The 16927-nt window shown below is 73.9% G+C and carries 12 protein-coding genes; 6 read left to right on the forward strand and 6 right to left on the reverse strand.

Annotated elements, in window-relative coordinates; translation table 11 throughout:
- Window positions 1-14: 14 nt before the first annotated feature.
- A complete protein-coding gene (locus ACFPBZ_RS20555; RefSeq protein ID WP_378037972.1) occupies window positions 15-635 on the forward strand; it encodes a TetR/AcrR family transcriptional regulator in 621 nt (206 codons plus the stop codon).
- 15 nt (window positions 636-650) lie between these two features.
- Here the strand turns inward: ACFPBZ_RS20555 and lpdA are convergent, their stop codons facing one another.
- The 3 genes from lpdA to aceE all read right to left on the reverse strand — a co-directional run bounded on the left by lpdA (window position 651) and on the right by aceE (window position 6655).
- Entirely contained in the window at window positions 651-2459 is a 1809-nt protein-coding gene (gene lpdA / locus ACFPBZ_RS20560) for a dihydrolipoyl dehydrogenase (protein WP_378037973.1), read from the reverse strand.
- A 102-nt stretch (window positions 2460-2561) separates the two neighbouring features.
- Window positions 2562-3896 carry a 2-oxo acid dehydrogenase subunit E2 gene (locus tag ACFPBZ_RS20565; RefSeq protein ID WP_378037974.1) on the reverse strand — a complete coding sequence of 445 codons (1335 nt, stop codon included), beginning with the start codon at window positions 3894-3896 and terminating at the stop codon, window positions 2562-2564.
- A gap of 32 nt (window positions 3897-3928) precedes the next feature.
- Window positions 3929-6655, reverse strand: coding sequence for a pyruvate dehydrogenase (acetyl-transferring), homodimeric type (gene aceE, locus ACFPBZ_RS20570; RefSeq protein WP_378037975.1), 2727 nt, complete (start codon window positions 6653-6655; stop codon window positions 3929-3931).
- A 348-nt stretch (window positions 6656-7003) separates the two neighbouring features.
- Here aceE and ppdK point away from each other — a divergent pair, with 348 nt between their 5' ends.
- Window positions 7004-9676: a pyruvate, phosphate dikinase gene (gene ppdK / locus ACFPBZ_RS20575; RefSeq protein WP_378037976.1), complete on the forward strand. Its 2673-nt coding sequence runs from the start codon at window positions 7004-7006 to the stop codon at window positions 9674-9676.
- A gap of 104 nt (window positions 9677-9780) precedes the next feature.
- Window positions 9781-10143: a LysM peptidoglycan-binding domain-containing protein gene (locus ACFPBZ_RS20580; RefSeq protein ID WP_378037977.1), complete on the forward strand. Its 363-nt coding sequence runs from the start codon at window positions 9781-9783 to the stop codon at window positions 10141-10143.
- Window positions 10144-10164: 21 nt separating this feature from the next.
- On the opposite strand, the gene ACFPBZ_RS20585 is transcribed toward ACFPBZ_RS20580, so the two are convergent.
- Window positions 10165-10668, reverse strand: coding sequence for a hypothetical protein (locus ACFPBZ_RS20585; protein ID WP_378037978.1), 504 nt, complete (start codon window positions 10666-10668; stop codon window positions 10165-10167).
- 164 nt (window positions 10669-10832) lie between these two features.
- On the opposite strand from ACFPBZ_RS20585, the gene ACFPBZ_RS20590 reads away from it, so the two are divergent.
- From ACFPBZ_RS20590 to ACFPBZ_RS20600, 3 genes are all read left to right on the forward strand, one after another.
- Window positions 10833-11168, forward strand: a complete 336-nt coding sequence (locus ACFPBZ_RS20590) for a hypothetical protein (RefSeq protein ID WP_378037979.1) — start codon at window positions 10833-10835, stop codon at window positions 11166-11168.
- Between the two features lie 78 nt (window positions 11169-11246).
- On the forward strand, window positions 11247-11903 hold the full coding sequence (locus ACFPBZ_RS20595) for a class I SAM-dependent methyltransferase (RefSeq protein WP_378037980.1): 657 nt from the start codon (window positions 11247-11249) through the stop codon (window positions 11901-11903).
- A gap of 43 nt (window positions 11904-11946) precedes the next feature.
- On the forward strand, window positions 11947-14433 hold the full coding sequence (locus tag ACFPBZ_RS20600; protein ID WP_378037981.1) for a non-ribosomal peptide synthetase: 2487 nt from the start codon (window positions 11947-11949) through the stop codon (window positions 14431-14433).
- Here ACFPBZ_RS20600 and ACFPBZ_RS20605 read toward each other — a convergent pair.
- Together ACFPBZ_RS20605 and ACFPBZ_RS20610 are read right to left on the reverse strand one after the other, a co-directional pair.
- Window positions 14360-15436 carry an ABC transporter ATP-binding protein gene (locus tag ACFPBZ_RS20605; protein WP_378037982.1) on the reverse strand — a complete coding sequence of 359 codons (1077 nt, stop codon included), beginning with the start codon at window positions 15434-15436 and terminating at the stop codon, window positions 14360-14362. The two genes, ACFPBZ_RS20600 and ACFPBZ_RS20605, sit on opposite strands and share 74 nt — an antisense overlap.
- On the reverse strand, window positions 15433-16740 hold the full coding sequence (locus tag ACFPBZ_RS20610) for an ABC transporter permease (protein ID WP_378037983.1): 1308 nt from the start codon (window positions 16738-16740) through the stop codon (window positions 15433-15435). Before ACFPBZ_RS20610 ends, ACFPBZ_RS20605 begins: the two co-directional genes overlap by 4 nt.
- Window positions 16741-16927 lie beyond the last annotated feature (187 nt).

The following is a 16927-nucleotide window of genomic DNA, read 5'->3' on the forward strand; positions in this document are numbered from 1 at the left end:
CTGTACTGATCACGATGGACGTCAACGCCGCCAGGGCCGTGCCGGTCGAGCAGCCGGAGCCGAGCAGGCGCACGCGCAAGCGTGACGAGCGCCGGGACCGCGTCTACGCCGCCGCGGTCGCCCTGTTCGTGGAGCAGGGCTACGAGGAAACGTCGATGGACGACGTCGCCGCCCGCTCCGGTCTCTCGCGAACGACGGTGTTCAATCACTTCCCCCGGAAGGCGGCCTTCCTCGAGGAGTGGAGTCGGCGACGCCGCCAACGTGCCGCGCGGTCCTTCGACATGCCCGACGCGTCCGATCGCCCGCTGCGCGAGCTCCTCGGCGGGTACTTCGCCTCGCTGGCGGCCCTCAACGCCGAGACGCGGGTCGAGACCAAGGCCCTGATGGGCATCTCGCTGCAGCAGAGTGACGCGTTGCTCGGCCACACGCTGGGCAGCGACCTCGCCGACCTGGTCGCCGCGTCCGGGGCCCGGCTGCGCCCGTCCGCCGACGCTCGGCAGATCGGCCGGTTGCTCGCTCTCGGCTACTACTCCGCGGTGGTCCGGTGGATCCACGTGGAGCCCGCGCCGTTCGACCTCGGTGACGAGCTCTCGAACCTCGTCGAGACGGTGCTGTCCGGCGCCCTCACGGACTGAGGGCGCCGGACTGCGTCAGCGCTTGACCGGCTTCTTGGGCAGGTAGAGGTCGGTCAGGGTGCCCTCGAACGCCTCGGCCGCCATACCCACCGTCTCCGACAGGGTCGGGTGCGGGTGGATCGTCAGCCCGATGTCGGCCGCGTCGGCCCCGAGCTCGATGGCCAGGGCGGCCTCGGTGATGAGGTCGCCCGCCGCCGGCCCGACGATGCCCGCGCCGATGATGCGGTCGGTCTCGGTGTCGAACAGCAGCTTGGTCGACCCCTCCGAGCGGCCCAGCGAGAGCGAGCGGCCCGACGCGGCCCACGGGAAGGTGCCCGACCCGTAGGACAGGCCCTGCGCCTTCGCCTCGTTCTCGGTGACGCCGACCCACGCGACCTCGGGGTCGGTGTAGGCCACCGACGGGATGACCCGCGCGTCGAACGCGCTGTTCTTCCCGGCCACCACCTCGGCGGCCACCTTGCCCTCGTGCACGGCCTTGTGGGCGAGCATCGGCTGCCCGACGACGTCGCCGATCGCGAACACGTGCTCCACGTTCGTCCGCTGCTGGTTGTCGACCTCGACGAACCCGCGGTCGGTGACGGCCACCCCGGCGGCGTCGAGCCCGAGGACCTTGCCGTTGGGCGTCCGGCCCACGGCGACGAGCACGGCGTCGAACGTGTCGGACTCCGGGGCCTTCGCACCGTCGAACGACACCTTCAGGCCGTCGTCGGTCGCCTCGACGTTCGTGCACTTGGTCGAGAGGTAGATGTTCTCGTAACGCGCGCCGATGTGCTTGGCCAGCGGCTTGACGAGGTCCTTGTCGGCGCCCGGGATGATCTGGTCCATCAGCTCGACGACCGTGATCCGCGACCCGAGCTCGGCGTAGACCGTCGCCATCTCCAGCCCGATGATCCCGCCGCCGAGCACCAGCAGCCGCGCCGGGACCTCGGCGAGCTCGAGCGCGGAGGTGGAGTCGAGCACCCGCGGGTCGTCGTGCGGGACGAACGGCAGGCGCACCGGCTCCGAGCCGGCCGCGACGATGGCGTGGTCGAACCCGATCGTCGTCGTCGACCCGTCGGCCGTGGTGACCTCCACCCGGTGCGGCGAGACGAAGCGGCCGGTCCCCTGCACCGTCGTCACCTTGCGCTGCTTCGCGAGGCCGGCGAGGCCCCCGACGAGCTTGGTGACCACCGAGTCCTTCCACGACCGGAGCTCGTCCAGATCGATCGTCGGTTCTCCGAAACGGATGCCGTGCTCGGCCATCTCCTTGGTCTCGCTGATGACCTTCGCGGCGTGCAGGAGGGCCTTCGACGGGATGCACCCGACGTTGAGGCAGACCCCGCCGAGGGTGTCGCGGGCGTCGACCACCAGCGTCTCGACGCCGAGGTCGGCCGCCCGGAACGCGGCGGTGTACCCGCCGGGTCCGGCGCCGAGCACGAGCAGCCCGACGTGGCGGTCCTCGGGACCGTCGGCGGCCGGCGTCGGGGACCCGGCGCCCGGGGCGGCGGTGGCCGGGGCGTTCGGATGCGTCGACGCCGCGGGCTTGTCGACCTGCGTCGAGACCTTCTTCGTCGGCTGCGGGGTGCTGGTCGGCTCGTCGGACGACGACGGGGTCAGGACGAGGATCGGGGTCCCCTGCGAGATCCGGTCGCCGACCGCGACCCGCAGCTCGGTGACGGTGCCGGCCGTCTCGGCGGGGATGTCCATCGTGGCCTTGTCGGACTCGATGGTCAGCAGCGGCTCGTCGAGCGAGACCTCGCTGCCCGCGGTCACGTGGATCTCGATGACGGGGACGTCGGAGAAGTCGCCGATGTCGGGGACCTCGACGACGACGGGGTCGGCCACGAGGGGTCCTTTCAGGAGGTCGGTGAGGGGGTGGCCTACGGCCCTGTGAGCACTCATCCGTGTCCAGGCACGGACTAGTGCTCACGGGCGCGAAGCGCACCCCTACAGCAGCAGACGACGCTCGTCGCCCATGGTGTGTGCGACGTGCCGGGTGAAGCGGGCGGCCATGGCCCCGTCGATCACGCGGTGGTCGTAGGAGAAGCAGAGCGGCAGCAGGGTGCGGGGCTCGAACTCCGAGCCGTTCCACACCGGCGACACCTTCGACCGGACGACACCGAGGATCGCGACCTCGGGGGCGTTGACGATCGGGGTGAACGCCGTGCCGCCGATCCCGCCGAGCGAGGAGATCGTGAAGGTGCCCCCGCGCATGTCGTCGGCGGTCAGCTTGCCGTCGCGGGCGCGGGCGGAGACCTCGCCGAGCTCCTTGGACAGGTCGACGAGGCCCTTGCGGTCGACGTCGCGGATCACCGGCACCACGAGGCCGCCGGGCGTGTCGACCGCGACGCCGATGTGGTAGTAGCGCTTCAGGATCAGCGCGTCCTTCTCCGGGGTGAGCGAGGCGTTCACCGTCGGGAAGGCCTTGAGCGCCGACACCGACGCCTTCATGAGGAACGCCAGCAACGTGACCCGGTAGCCCTCCGCCTTCGCGGCGGTGTCGAGCTCCTTGCGGTAGCGGTCGGTGTCGGTGATGTCGGCGTCGTCGTTGTGCGTGACGTGCGGGACGTTCAGCCACGAGCGGTGCAGGAACGGCCCGGAGATGCGGGTGATCCGCGAGAGCGGCTGGGTCTCGACCGGCCCGAACACCGAGAAGTCCTGGGCGGGGATCTCGGGGATCCCCGAGCCCTGGGCGGCGGGTGCCGGCGCGGCGGCGGGCGCGGACGCCCCGTCTCCCCCGCGCACGAAGGAGAGCAGGTCCTCCTTGGTGATCCGCCCCTTCGGGCCGCTGGCGGTGATCTGCGCGAGGTCGATGCCGAACTCCCGCGCGAGCTTGCGCACGCTCGGGCCGGCGTGGCCCGGCAGTTCCGACGCGGGTGCCGACGACGAGGCCGGTCCCGACGACGAGGCGGGCGCGGAGGATCCGTTCGAGGGCCGCTCGGTCTCGGGCTCCTGCTGGGTCACCTCGGCGTCGGCGGTCGCCCGGGCGTCGGCGGGCGTCGAGGCGCCGGCGGCGTCCTCGCTGGGCTCACCGGCGGCGTCGTCGATCACCGCGACGACGGTGCCCTCGCTGACGGGGTCGCCGATCGACACCAGCACCTCGGTGACGCGCCCGGCGTGCGAGGACGGCACGTCCATCGTCGCCTTGTCGGACTCGAGGGTGAGCAGCGGATCGTCGACGGCGATGACGTCGCCGGGCGACACGTGGATCTCGATGATCGGGACGTCGGAGAAGTCGCCGATGTTGGGGACGGTGACCTGGGTTGCGGCTGGGGCCGACATCGTTGATGACCTCGCTAGTGAAGGGGGAAGCGTCAGACGTGGGCGGGCGCGGGGCGCTCGGGGTCGATCTCGTAGCGGGAGATCGCGTCGGCGACCACCGACGCCTCGACCTTCCCGTCGCGGGCGAGCGCGGACAGCGCGGCCACCACGACGTACCGGCGGTCGACCTCGAAGAAGTCCCGCAGGGCCTTGCGGTAGTCCGAGCGCCCGAAACCGTCGGTGCCGAGCACCTCGAAGCGGCGTCCGACCACGAACTGGCGGATCTGGTCGGGGAACGCCCGCATGTAGTCGGTCGCGGCGACCACGGGGCCCTCGGGCCGGCCGGCCAGCTGGCGCTCGACCCACGACTGCCGGGGCTCCTCGGTGGGGTGGAGCATGTTCCAGCGCTCGACGTCGATGCCGTCGCGGCGCAGCTCGGTGAAGCTCGGGGCGCTCCAGACGTCGGCGACGACGCCCCAGTCCTCGGCGAGCATCTCGGCCGCGGCCATCACCTCGCGCAGGATGGTGCCCGACCCCATCAGCTGCACCCGCGGCTTCTGTGCCTTCGACCGCGACCGCTTTGCCGGTACGGGCTCACCCTCGGAGAGCAGGTACAGACCCCGGACGATGCCCTCGCGGGCCGCGTCCTGCACCGCCTGGTCGTCCAGGCCGGGCATCGCCGGGTGCTGGTAATTCTCGTTCATCAGGGTCAGGTAGTAGAAGACGTCCTCCTGCTCGACGTACATCCGCCGCAGCCCGTCCTGGACGATGACCGCGACCTCGTAGGCGAAGGTCGGGTCGTAGGACACGCAGTTCGGGATCACCGACGAGAACAGGTGCGAGTGCCCGTCCTCGTGCTGCAGGCCCTCGCCGTTGAGCGTGGTCCGCCCGGCGGTGCCGCCGAGCAGGAAGCCGCGGGCGCGCAGGTCGCCGGCCGCCCACGCGAGGTCGCCGACCCGCTGGAACCCGAACATCGAGTAGTAGATGTAGAACGGGATCATCGGGACGTCGCTGGTGGAGTACGCGGTGGCCGCCGCGATCCACGAGGACATCGCGCCCAGCTCGTTGATGCCCTCCTGGAGCAGCTGGCCGTTCTTGTCCTCCTTGTAGAACATCAGCTGGTCGGCGTCCTGCGGGGTGTAGAGCTGCCCGACCTGGGAGAAGATCCCGAACTGCCGGAACATGCCCTCCATGCCGAAGGTGCGGGACTCGTCGGGAACGATCGGGACGACCCGGTTGCCGATCTTCTTGTCCCGCAGCAGCGTGTTCAGCACCCGGACGAAGGCCATCGTCGTGGAGATCTGCCGGTCGCCCGTGGACGCGAGCTGCGCGCCGAACGCGGAGAGCTCCGGCACCTCGAGGGACTCCGAGGTCCGCCGCCGTGCGGGCAGCGCCCCGCCGAGCGCCTCGCGGTGCTCGCGGAGGTAGACCGCCTCCTCGCTGTCGGGCTCGAAGCGCAGGTAGGGCAGCGAGTCCATGTCCTCGTCGGCGATCGGCAGGTCGAACCGGTCGCGGAAGATCGTGAGCTGCTCGCCCGCCATCTTCTTCTGCTGGTGGGAGATGTTCTGGCCCTCGCCGGCCTCGCCCATCCCGTAGCCCTTGACGGTCTTGGCGAGGATCACCGTCGGGCGGTGCGGCTCGTCCACGGCGGCCGAGTAGGCGGCGTAGACCTTCGTCGGGTCGTGCCCGCCGCGGGTCAGCGCCCAGATCTCGGCGTCGGTCCAGTCCTCGACCAGCGCCGCGGTCTCGGGGTACTTGCCGAAGAAGTGCTCCCGGACGAAGGCGCCGTCCTTGGACTTGAAGTTCTGGTACTCGCCGTCGACGCACTCCTCCATGAGCTGGACGAGCCTGCCGGTGGTGTCGCGCTTGAGCAGCTCGTCCCAGCGGCTGCCCCAGATCACCTTGACGACGTTCCAGCCGGCGCCCCGGAAGATCCCCTCCAGCTCCTGGATGATCTTGCCGTTCCCGCGCACCGGGCCGTCGAGGCGCTGCAGGTTGCAGTTCACGACGAAGATCAGGTTGTCGAGGTGCTCGCGCCCGGCCAGCGAGATCGCGCCGAGCGACTCGGGCTCGTCCATCTCGCCGTCGCCGAGGAACGCCCACACGTGCCGGTTCGCGGTGTCGGCGAGCCCGCGGCCGTGCAGGTACTTGAGGAACCGCGCCTGGTAGATGGCCATGAGCGGGCCGAGGCCCATCGAGACCGTGGGGAACTGCCAGAAGTCGGGCATGAGCCACGGGTGCGGGTACGAGGACAGCCCACTCCCGTCCGCCTCCTGCCGGAAGGAGTCCATCTGCTCCTCGGTGAGCCGGCCCTCGAGGAACGCCCGCGCGTAGATGCCGGGCGAGGAGTGCCCCTGCATCATCACGAGGTCGCCGCCGTGGCCGTCCGAGGGCGCGTGCCAGAAGTGCTGGAAGCCGGTGTCGTAGAGCGTCGCGGCGGACTGGAAGCTCGCGATGTGCCCGCCGAGCTCGGAGGACTCCTTGTTCGCGCGCAGCACGGTCGCCACCGCGTTCCACCGGATCGCCGAGCGGATGCGGTGCTCGATCGCCCGGTCGCCCGGGTGCGGCGGCTCCTGCGAGACCGGGATCGTGTTCACGTACGGCGTGGTCGCCGAGTACGGCACCGGGGCCCCGGCGCGCCGCGCCTGACCGATGAGTTCGTCGAGCAGGTCGTGGGCGCGCTGCGGACCCTCCACGGCGAGGACCGACTCGAGGGCCTCACGCCACTCGTCGGTGCCGGCCGGGTCCGGGTCGTACCCGTCGCTGTCGTCGGAGAGCATGCTTCGGCGGTCCTCTTCTGACTCCCGCGGCGCCGCGGGGGTGTGGGCGCGTTCCTGGCCTGCCCGCCGTGTCCGTCGCCGGGGGGTCGGGTCACGACCGGGGCGACTCGCGGGCGGGCGTCACACACCCTGCCGTGCGCCAGGTCACCACGGAAGGCCGACGGGAAAGACCTGAGGCTCCGTTGAGGTGGGGTCGCCGCCGAACGGTGCAGCGGCGCCTCGCGGCCGCCCATGCGGTGTGCCACTGGATCGAACAACTTCGCCGGGTGATCGTCCGGAAAGCATGGCTTCCCCACCCGCGACGTGCCACGTTCGTCTCCTGGTGGCTGCAGGCGGTGAGGGGTGGGCATGACGAAGTTCGTGTACGACTTCGCGGAGGGTGACCGCGACCAGCGCGACCTCCTCGGGGGCAAGGGCGCGAACCTGGCGGAGATGACCAACCTGGGGCTGCCCGTGCCGCCCGGGTTCGTCATCACCACCGACGCGTGCCGGGCCTACCTCGCGGAGGGCCGCGAGCCGGAGAGCATGGCCGCCGAGGTCACCGAGCACCTCACCGCGCTCGAGAAGACGATGGGCAAGCAGCTCGGCCAGGCCGACGACCCGCTGCTCGTCTCGGTCCGCTCCGGGGCCAAGTTCTCCATGCCCGGGATGATGGAGACGGTCCTCAACGTGGGCCTGAACGACGAGTCCGTCCGCGGCCTCGCCGCCCAGGCCGGCGACGACCGCTTTGCCTGGGACTCCTACCGCCGCCTCGTGCAGATGTTCGGCGCCACGGTGCTCGGCATCGACGCGGAGCACTTCCACGACGCGCTCGAGGCCGCGAAGACGGGCAAGGACACGAAGAACGACCTCGACCTCGACGCCGGCGACCTCTCCACCCTCGTCGAGACCTTCAAGGGCATCGTCTCCGAGCACACCGGGCGCGACTTCCCCCAGGACCCCCGCGAGCAGCTCGACCTCGCCGTCCGCGCGGTCTTCGACTCGTGGAACTCGCCACGGGCCAACATCTATCGCCGCCAGGAGCGGATCCCCACCGACCTCGGCACCGCCGTCTCGGTCTGCTCGATGGTCTTCGGCAACCTCGGGATGGACTCGGGCACCGGGGTGGCCTTCACCCGCGACCCGGCGTCGGGCGCGCGCGGGGTCTACGGCGACTACCTGCAGAACGCGCAGGGCGAGGACGTCGTCGCGGGCATCCGCAACACCCTGCCCCTGGCCGACCTCGAGCAGATCGACAAGAGCTCCTACGACGAGCTCATGGGCATCATGACCACCCTCGAGCAGCACTACCGCGACCTCTGCGACATCGAGTTCACCATCGAGCGCGGCAAGCTCTGGATGCTGCAGACCCGGGTGGGCAAGCGGACCGCGGGCGCCGCCTTCACCATCGCGGCCCAGCTGATCGACGAGGGGCTGATCGACGACGACGAGGCCCTGCGCCGCGTCACCGGGCACCAGCTGGCCCAGCTCATGTTCCCGCGCTTCGACCCCGACGCCGAGAAGGAGCTCCTCACCACGGGCATGAACGCCTCCCCCGGCGCGGCCGGCGGGAAGGCCGTCTTCGACTCGGAGACCGCGATCGCCTGGGCGAAGCGCGGGGAGAAGGTCATCCTCGTGCGCCGCGAGACCAATCCCGACGACCTCGGCGGCATGATCGCCGCGGAGGGCGTCCTGACGAGCCGCGGCGGGCGCACCTCGCACGCGGCGGTCGTCGCGCGCGGCATGGGCAAGACGGCCGTCTGCGGGGCGGAGGAGCTCGAGGTCGACGTCCGCGGGAAGAAGTTCACGACGTCCTCGGGACGCGAGGTCGTCGAGGGCGACGTCATCGCGATCGACGGGACCTCCGGCGAGGTCTACCTCGGCGAGATCCCGGTGTCGGCCAGCCCGGTCGTGTCCTACCTGGAGACCGGCGAGATCGACGCCGGGGACGAGCTCGTCGTCGCGGTCGACCGGATCATGGGGCACGCGGACTCCCGGCGGCGCATGAAGGTCCGGGCCAACGTCGACACCGGCGAGGACGCAGGGCTGGCGCGGCGCTTCGGCGCCGAGGGCATCGGCCTGTGCCGCACCGAGCACATGTTCCTCGGCGAGCGGCGCTCGCTGGTGGAGGACCTGGTGCTCGCCGAGTCGGCGGACGACCGGGAGAAGGCCCTGGCCGCGCTGCTGCCGCTGCAGATCGAGGACTTCACCTCGCTCTACCGCGCGATGGCCGGCCTGCCCGTGACGATCCGGCTGCTCGACCCGCCGCTGCACGAGTTCCTGCCCGACCTCACCGAGCTCTCGGTCGAGGTCGCCGTCGCCCGCGAGCGCGGGGAGCTCACCGACAAGCAGGAGGCGCTGCTCGAGAACGTGCGCCGCCTCCACGAGCAGAACCCGATGCTCGGGCTGCGGGGCGTCCGTCTGGGCATCCAGGTGCCCGGCCTGTTCGCGATGCAGGTCCGCGCCATCACCCGGGCGGCGGCGTCGCTCGCGGCCGAGGGCATCTCGGTGCTCCCGGAGATCATGGTGCCGCTGGTCGGCACCGTGCAGGAGCTGCAGGCCGTCGCGGCCGAGATCGCCGTGGTGGTGCAGGAGCCGGAGTCGCAGGTCGACGGCGCCCCGGTCCCCCACCAGGTCGGCACGATGATCGAGCTGCCCCGCGCCGCGCTCGTGGCCGCCCAGATCGCCGAGGTCGCCCAGTTCTTCTCCTTCGGCACCAACGACCTCACCCAGACCACCTGGGGCTTCTCGCGCGACGACGTGGAGAGCTCGTTCTTCTCCGCCTACCTCGAGCACGGCATCTTCGGGGTGTCGCCGTTCGAGTCCCTCGACGTCGAGGGCGTCGGCGAGCTCGTGGAGATCGCCTCGTGGCGCGGCCGGGAGGTGCGGCCCGACCTCAAGCTCGGCATCTGCGGCGAGCACGGCGGCGACCCCGACTCGGTGCACTTCTTCCACCGCTCGGGCCTCGACTACGTGTCCTGCTCGCCGTTCCGGGTGCCCGTGGCGCGGTTGGAGGCGGGCCGGGCGGCGGTCGTCGGCTGACGCTGGGCCGGACGGACGTCCCCGGGCTCCGGCCCGGGGACGTCGACACGGGGAGTGTCCGACAAACTTCTCCTCGTCACGGGTGACAGGGGATCCTCGACGGCATGAACGTCGGGCGGGTGGTGGGCGTGCTGGTGCTGATCCTCGTCCTCTACGCGATCATCACCCAGCCGCTGAACTCCGCGGCGATGGCTCGCTCCGGCGGCTCGAGCCTGGCCGAGGCGGGCACGAGCGTCCGCCAGTTCCTCACCTCGCTGGACTTCAACGGGTCGTCCGGGGGCTCGTCGGCGTCCCGGACGGCCGGGACGCGCGACGGCTCCACGGCCTCGTCGTACACCGTGCGTCCGGGCGACACGCTCTCGACGATCGCGGCGCGGCAGGGCACCACCGCCGCCGCGCTCGCCGCCCGCAACGACCTCGCGGACGCCGACCTCATCGTCCCCGGCCAGGAGCTCGACCTGGGCTGAGGCCGGGTCCCCAGTAGCGCCTCAGTGGCTCAGGCGGCCCCGGGGGGTCTCGAGGGTCGGCGACACCAGCCGCTCGACGACCAGGCCGGTGACCAGCGAGTAGACGGCCTTGTGCGCCACGTCGACCACCTGCTCGGCCCGCGGCCAGGTGTGCGGCGGGGCCCCCACCCCGAGGGTGTTCTCCAGGGTCTGGTCGGTGGCCAGCCGCACGGCGAGGTGCGCCGCGTGCGCCCGCGGCCCCCGCATCCCGACCGCGGCCCACACCCCGTGCAGGCTGCCGACGAGCGCTCCGGTCCCCCAGTGCATGGCGTGGTTCCACACCGGGTTGTGCTCCGTGTCGCCCGGCGACCCGCCGAGCATCGCCCGCAGCGTCCGACCCGGCACGTACGACGACGGCCGCCCGGTCACCGCCTGCTCGACCTTCTCCGCCAGGGTCATCGCCGCCACGCCGGCGAGCCCCGCCCCCGCCCCGGTGAGTGCCGCCGCGGCGAGCGTGCGGCCCCGGCCCGTTCCCGTCCTCGTCATGACCCTGCGGGTTGCCGTGCGGGTGTCCCGGCAACCGGGCGTTCCGGGCATCCGGGGATGGATGGTGCGGCCGGAGTGCGTCATCATCGCTGGACGGGGCCGCCGCCGGGGTCGGCCCGGGACGGTTGACGCGACAGCCTCCGCATCCGCGAGAGGGGTGCGCCATGACCGATCCTGCGACGGCCGCCGAGGAGGTCGCGACCTGCCCCGCCGCGAGGGTCGCGGTGCGCCGACCCGGTCCCGGCAGCGTCGTCCTGACGTTCTCCGGCGAGGGCGGCCGGGACGACGCCGCGATCCTGAGTCGGTGCGTGCACCGGGAGATGGACCGGGGCGCGACGCTGGTGGTGGTCCAGCTGCGCCACGAGGGCCCGGCGCCGCGGTGGCTGGCCGAGGTCCTGCGGGTGGCGCGCGACCGGGCGCACCGCGAGGGGATCGGCCTGCGGGTGGTGGCGTGCCCGGCGGGCGGGGACCACGGCCTGGAGGTCTCCGAGCCCTCCTGAACCGCCGGGCTTGACCTCGACCTCGCTTCAGGTCGGACGCTGGGCGGGACAGCACCGGACCCGCCCGGGAGGCACCCCGTGACCACACCGCCGACCACCTTCGAGGACAGCTACCGCCGGGGCGAGCCGCCCTGGGTGATCGACCAGCCCCAGCCGGCGGTCGTCGAGCTCGAGCAGGCCGGGGCCCTCACCGGGCCCGTCCTCGACCTGGGCTGCGGCACGGGCGAGCACACGATCCTGCTGGCCCGGCTCGGCTACCGGGTGCTCGGCGCCGACGCCGCGCCCGCCGCGGTCGAGCGGGCCCGGGAGCGCGCCCGGGCCGCGGGGGTCGCCGCCGAGTTCACCGTCGCCGACGCCATGGACCCCGCGGGGCTCGGCCGCTTCGCCACCGTCCTCGACAGCGCGCTCTTCCACGTCTTCGGCCCCGAGGACCAGGCGCGCTACGCGCGGGCGCTGACGACCGTCGTCGAGCCCGGCGGCTCGGTCGTCGTCCTCGCGCTGTCCACCCGCGGGCCCGGGTTCGGCCCGCAGATCGACGACGACGCCGTCCCCGCCGCCTTCACGGCGCCGGACTGGACCGTCAAGGACGTCGCGGGGACGACCTACCGCGGCCGCGTCACCCACCCCGACCAGGTGGCCGCGACCGGCGGGGAGGTCGGCGAGCTCGTGGACCTGCCGGCGGTCGTCGCCCGGGTCCGTCGACGTCCGGCCGGCCGGTCCGACGCGGCAAAGTAAGGACAGCCTGTCCTTTTCGTCCGCTTTCGTCCAGGATGCTCCGGTGGTCACGCTGGCGCGGCGCCTCGAGAGGCACGGTGATCGGGTCGCCCTGGTCTCCGACGACGAATCGGTCACCTACCGTGAGCTCGAGGCGCGGGCGGACACCGTCACCCGCGCGCTCGGGCCGCGCCGCCGCCTCGTCGTCGCGGTGATGTCGGTCGACGTCGCCTCGGTGGTCGGCTACCTCGGGGCGCTGCGGGGCGGGCACGCGGTCCTGCTCGTCCCTCCCGACCCGGCCCGGCTCGCCGCCGTGCGCACGGCCTGGGACCCGGACGCCGTGGTGGCGGCCGGGACGGTCACCGCGTACCGGACGGGGTCGGCGCACGACCTGCACCCCGACCTCGCGCTGCTGCTCGCCACCTCGGGCTCCACCGGGTCGCCGCGGCTCGTGCGCCTGGGCGCCGCGGGGGTCGACGCGAACGTCGCGGCGATCGCCGACCGCCTGGACGTCCGGGCCGACGACCGGGCCGTCGCCATGCTCCCGCTGCACTACTGCTACGGCCTCTCCGTGCTGCACACGACGCTCGACCGCGGCGCCGCCCTGCTGCTGCGCCCCGACGCCGTCACCGACGCGTCGTTCTGGGCGGGGGTGCGGGCGGGACGGGCCACGAGCCTGCACGGCGTGCCGCACACGTTCGACCTGCTCGACACCCTCGGCGGCGTGCCGCCGCTGCCCGACCTGCGCTACGTCACCCAGGCCGGGGGACGGCTCGCCCCGGAGGACGTCGCCCGCTGGACGGCGGTCGGTCGTCGCCACGGGTGGCGCTTCCACGTGATGTACGGGCAGACCGAGGCGACCGCCCGCATGACGATCTCCGACCCCGACCTCGCCGCCGTCCGACCGGCCTCGGTGGGGTGGCCGGTCGCCGGCGGCCGCGTCACGGTGGATCCGGTGGACGGGGTCGACGACGGCGGGGAGATCGTCTTCCACGGTCCGAACGTCATGCTCGGCTACGCCGACTCCCCCGCCGACCTGGCCCGTGGGCGCACCGTCGACGTCCTGCGCACGGGTGACCTCGGGCGGGTCGCCGACGACGGGTCCGTCGAGATCACCGGACGACTGCGCCGCGTCGTGAAGCCGGCCGGGATCCGGCTCGACCTGGACGCCCTCGAGCGCCGCCTGGCCGGGGCCGGGCTCACGGCCGCGTGCACGGGGGACGACGACACCCTCGTGGTCGCGGTGGAGGGCGGAGCCGCGGCGGCGGCCTCCGCGCGGGACGAGCTCGGCGGGCTGCCGACCCGGCCCGTCGTCGTGACCGTCCCGGGACTCCCCCGCCGGGAGAACGGCAAGGTCGACCACCCCGCCGTCCGCGAGCTCGGCCGTCGGGCGCAGGCGGCCACCGCGGGACGCGGGCGACCGCGCACGGTGCACGAGGTGTTCGCTCGCGCCCTGCCCGGCACCCCGCTGCGGGACGACGCCTCGTTCGTCGACCTCGGAGGCACGTCGTTGACCTACGTCCGCGCCGCGGGCGACCTGGAGCGGATTCTCGGGCGGCTCCCCCACGGCTGGGACCGGGTCCCGCTGGGCGATCTCGCCGCGGTCCCGCCCGCCGGGGGCGACCGACCGCGCCACCGGGAGGTGGAGACCGTCGTGGCGCTGCGGGCGGCCGCGATCGTGCTCGTCGTCGGCACCCACGCCGGGGTGTGGGTGCTGCCCGGCGGGGCCCACCTGCTCCTGGTGATCGCGGGGTGGACGCTCGCCCGCTTCGTCCTGGCGGCCGCGGACCCGGTACGCCGGATCCTCCGGGGGGCCGCCGCCCTCGCGGTCCCGTCCGCGGCGTGGATCGGGCTGCGGGCCGTCACCGAGCCCGACGTCGTCGTGGTCGACGCGCTCATGCTCGGATCGGTGGTGACGGCGCTGATCCCGGCCTACTGGTTCGTCCACGCGCTCGTCCAGATCCTGCTGCTCCTCGCCCTGCTGCTCGCGGTCCCGGGCGTCCTCCGCCTCGACCGGCGGTACCCGTTCGGTCTCCCGGTCGCCGTGCTCGCGGTGGCCCTGGCCGGCCGGTTCTGGCCGGTGTCGACCCCGCTCGAGGGGATCTTCGACACCCATCGGGTGGCCTGGCTGGTCGTCCTGGGATGGGTGGTCTTCCGCGCGACGACGCCCGCCCGACGATGGGCGGTGGCCGCCGGGGCCGTCGCGCTGGCCGGCACGTTCTTCCCGGTCGAGCCGGGGCGGGCGGCCGTGGTCGCGGGCGGGGTGCTGGCCCTGATGCTCCTGCCGCGCGTCGCGCTCCCGGCGCCCCTCGCGGCCGTCGTCTCCACCCTGGCCGCGGCGTCGCTGGCCGTCTACCTGACCCACTTCGCGGTCCTCGGCATCGAGGCCCGCGGGGTCCCGGGCGCGGTCGTGCTGGTGCTCGCGCTCGCGGTGGGGGTCGCGGTCTGGTGGGCCACCGCGTCCACCCGCGCGGCCCTCAGCCGGTGGTGGCCGGGGTCCCGACCGGCCGGTCCGGCCCCGGCGCCGGCAGCCACGGCACGGGCGAGCTGACCGCCACGCCGACGACCGCCCCCGGCTCCGGGGCGTGGTCGCCGGTCGTCAGCCGCAGCGTCCCGCCGTCGGGGGTATCGAGGACGACGGCACTGGTCGGGCCCGTGAACACCACCTCGCGCACCCGGAGGCGGACCGCGGCGGGGTCGTCGCTGAGGCGCAGCTGCTCGGGGCGCACCACGACGCGCCCGGCACCGTCGGCACCCGGGCCCCGGACGGCGACCCACCCGAGGTCGGTGTCCGCGCCACCACCGGAGCGCCTGCCGGCGAGCAGGACGCCCTCCCCGACCAGGAGGGCGACGTCGGCGTCGGGCGGGTCCTGGTAGACCGCGCGGGGGTCGCCGTCGGCGACGACTCGGCCCGCGCGCAGGACGACGAGGCGGTCGGCGAGGCCGAGGGCCTCGGCGCGGTCGTGGGTGACGAGGACGGCGGCCGCCCCGGCCGCCCGCAGGACCCGCCGCACCTCCTCGCGGAGCTCCTGGCGCAGGCCCGCGTCGAGGGCCGAGAAGGGCTCGTCCAGCAGCACCAGGCCGGGCGCCGGGGCGAGGGCCCGGGCGAGCGCGACCCGCTGCTGCTGGCCGCCCGAGAGTTCCCGGGGCCGCCGCTCGGCGAGGTCGGCGAGCCCGACGAGATCGAGCATCGCGGCGATCCGGTCGCGACGCTCCCCGCGGGGGGTCGAGCGCAGCCCGAACCCGACGTTGCCCGCGACCGTGAGGTGCTCGAACAGCGCACCGTCCTGGGGCACCAGCCCGATCCGCCGGTGCTCCGGCGGCACCGTCGCGACGCCCGGCCCGGACACCGGGCGCCCGCCCACGTGGACCGTGCCGGCGTCGGGAACGTGGAAGCCGGCGACGACGCGCAGGAGGGTCGTCTTCCCGCAGCCGGAGGGGCCGAGCACGGCCGTGACCGTGCCGGGCGCGACGACGAGGTCGACGTCGCGCAGGACGACGGTGCCCGGGTGCGAGGCGCACAGCCCGCGGACCTCGAGGGCGGGTTCGGTCATCTCCGGGTCCCTCGCAGCAGCACGACGACGGGCAGGGCGGCCACCAGGACGAGCACGGCGGCGTACGGGGCGGCGGCCGCGTAGCGGCTGACCGACGAGAGCGACCAGAGCCGCACCGCCAGGGTCTCCGTCCCGGTGGGGCGCAGCAGCAGGGTGGCCGGGAGCTCCTTGGCCACGGTGAGGAAGACCAGGGTCGCTCCCGCGGCGATCCCGGGCGCGGCCCGTGGGGCGGTGACCCGGGCGAGGGCGGCGAGCGGGCCCCGTCCGAGGGTCCGGGCGACCTCCTCGAAGCGCGGTGGCGTGGCCTGGACCGCGGAGCGGACCGCGCCGACCGCGAGCGGGAGGAAGAGCACCGCGTAGGCGAGGACCAGCAGCGTGGTGGTCTGGTAGAGCGGGCGCAGCCAGGTGACCCCGAGGGCGACCACGGCGAGGCCGACGGACAGGCCCGGGAGCGCGTGGCCGAGGTAGGAGGTCTCCTCGAGCCCGCGGGTCGCCCGGCCCGGCCAGCGGGCGCCCAGCACCCCCACCCCGATCGCCAGCAGGGTGGTGACCACCGCGGCGGCCAGCGACACCCCCGCCGTCGCGAGGGCCGCGGACACCAGGTCGGCGACGTCGAGCGACGCCGCCCCGAGCGCCGACCACCTCAGGAGGCTCGCCACGGGCACGCCGAGGGCGACGAGCAGCACCACGACGAGCCCGGCCGTCGCGGCCACGCCGCCGCGCCCGAGGGCGACCCGGGGTGCCGGCCGGCCCGCCGCCGAGGAGACCGGGGCCTCGGCCCGGCCACGCGCGTGCGCCTCCCCCCGGGCGACCGCGACGGCCAGGAGCACGAGCAGCAGACCCAGGACGTAAGCGGGGGTGCGGTCGAAGGTGCCCCGGTAGCTGGTGAAGATGCCGAGCGTGAGGGTGTCGAACCGCAGCAGGGAGACGGCCCCGAAGTCCGAGAGCACGTAGAGCGCGACGAGGAGGCCGCCCGCGGTGGCGGCCGGGCGCGCGCGGGGCCAGGTGACGGTGAGCGCGACCCGCAGCGGGGAGCAGCCGAGCGAGCGGGCGACCTCCTCGGTGGTGCCGTCCGCGGCGGTCAGCGCGGCGAGCACCGGCAGCAGCACGTAGGGGTAGCTCACGGCGGTGAGGACGGCGAAGGCCGCCGGGAACCCGGCGAGCCACGGCGCCTCGGCCGCCCAGGTGAACCCGGCGACGTAGGAGGGCACGGCCAGCGGCAGCGGCAGGAGCACCGCGAGGGTCCGCCGGCCGGGGAGGTCGGTGCGGGCGACCAGGTACGCGGCCACGGTCCCGAGCGCCACGCAGGCGGCGGTGACCGCCGCCGTGAGGCCCGCCGAGCGGCCGAGCAGCTCCAGGGTGCGCGGCGCGGTGAGGGTGGCGAGGACGGCCGCCCCGCCCGCCCCGGCGACCCGGGTGACCAGGTGGACGAGGGGTACGGCCGCGACGAGGGCCGCGACCGCACCCCACCCGAGGAGCAGCAGTGGCGGG

The organism is Actinomycetospora atypica, from assembly GCF_042653685.1.
Taxonomy (GTDB): domain Bacteria; phylum Actinomycetota; class Actinomycetes; order Mycobacteriales; family Pseudonocardiaceae; genus Actinomycetospora; species Actinomycetospora atypica.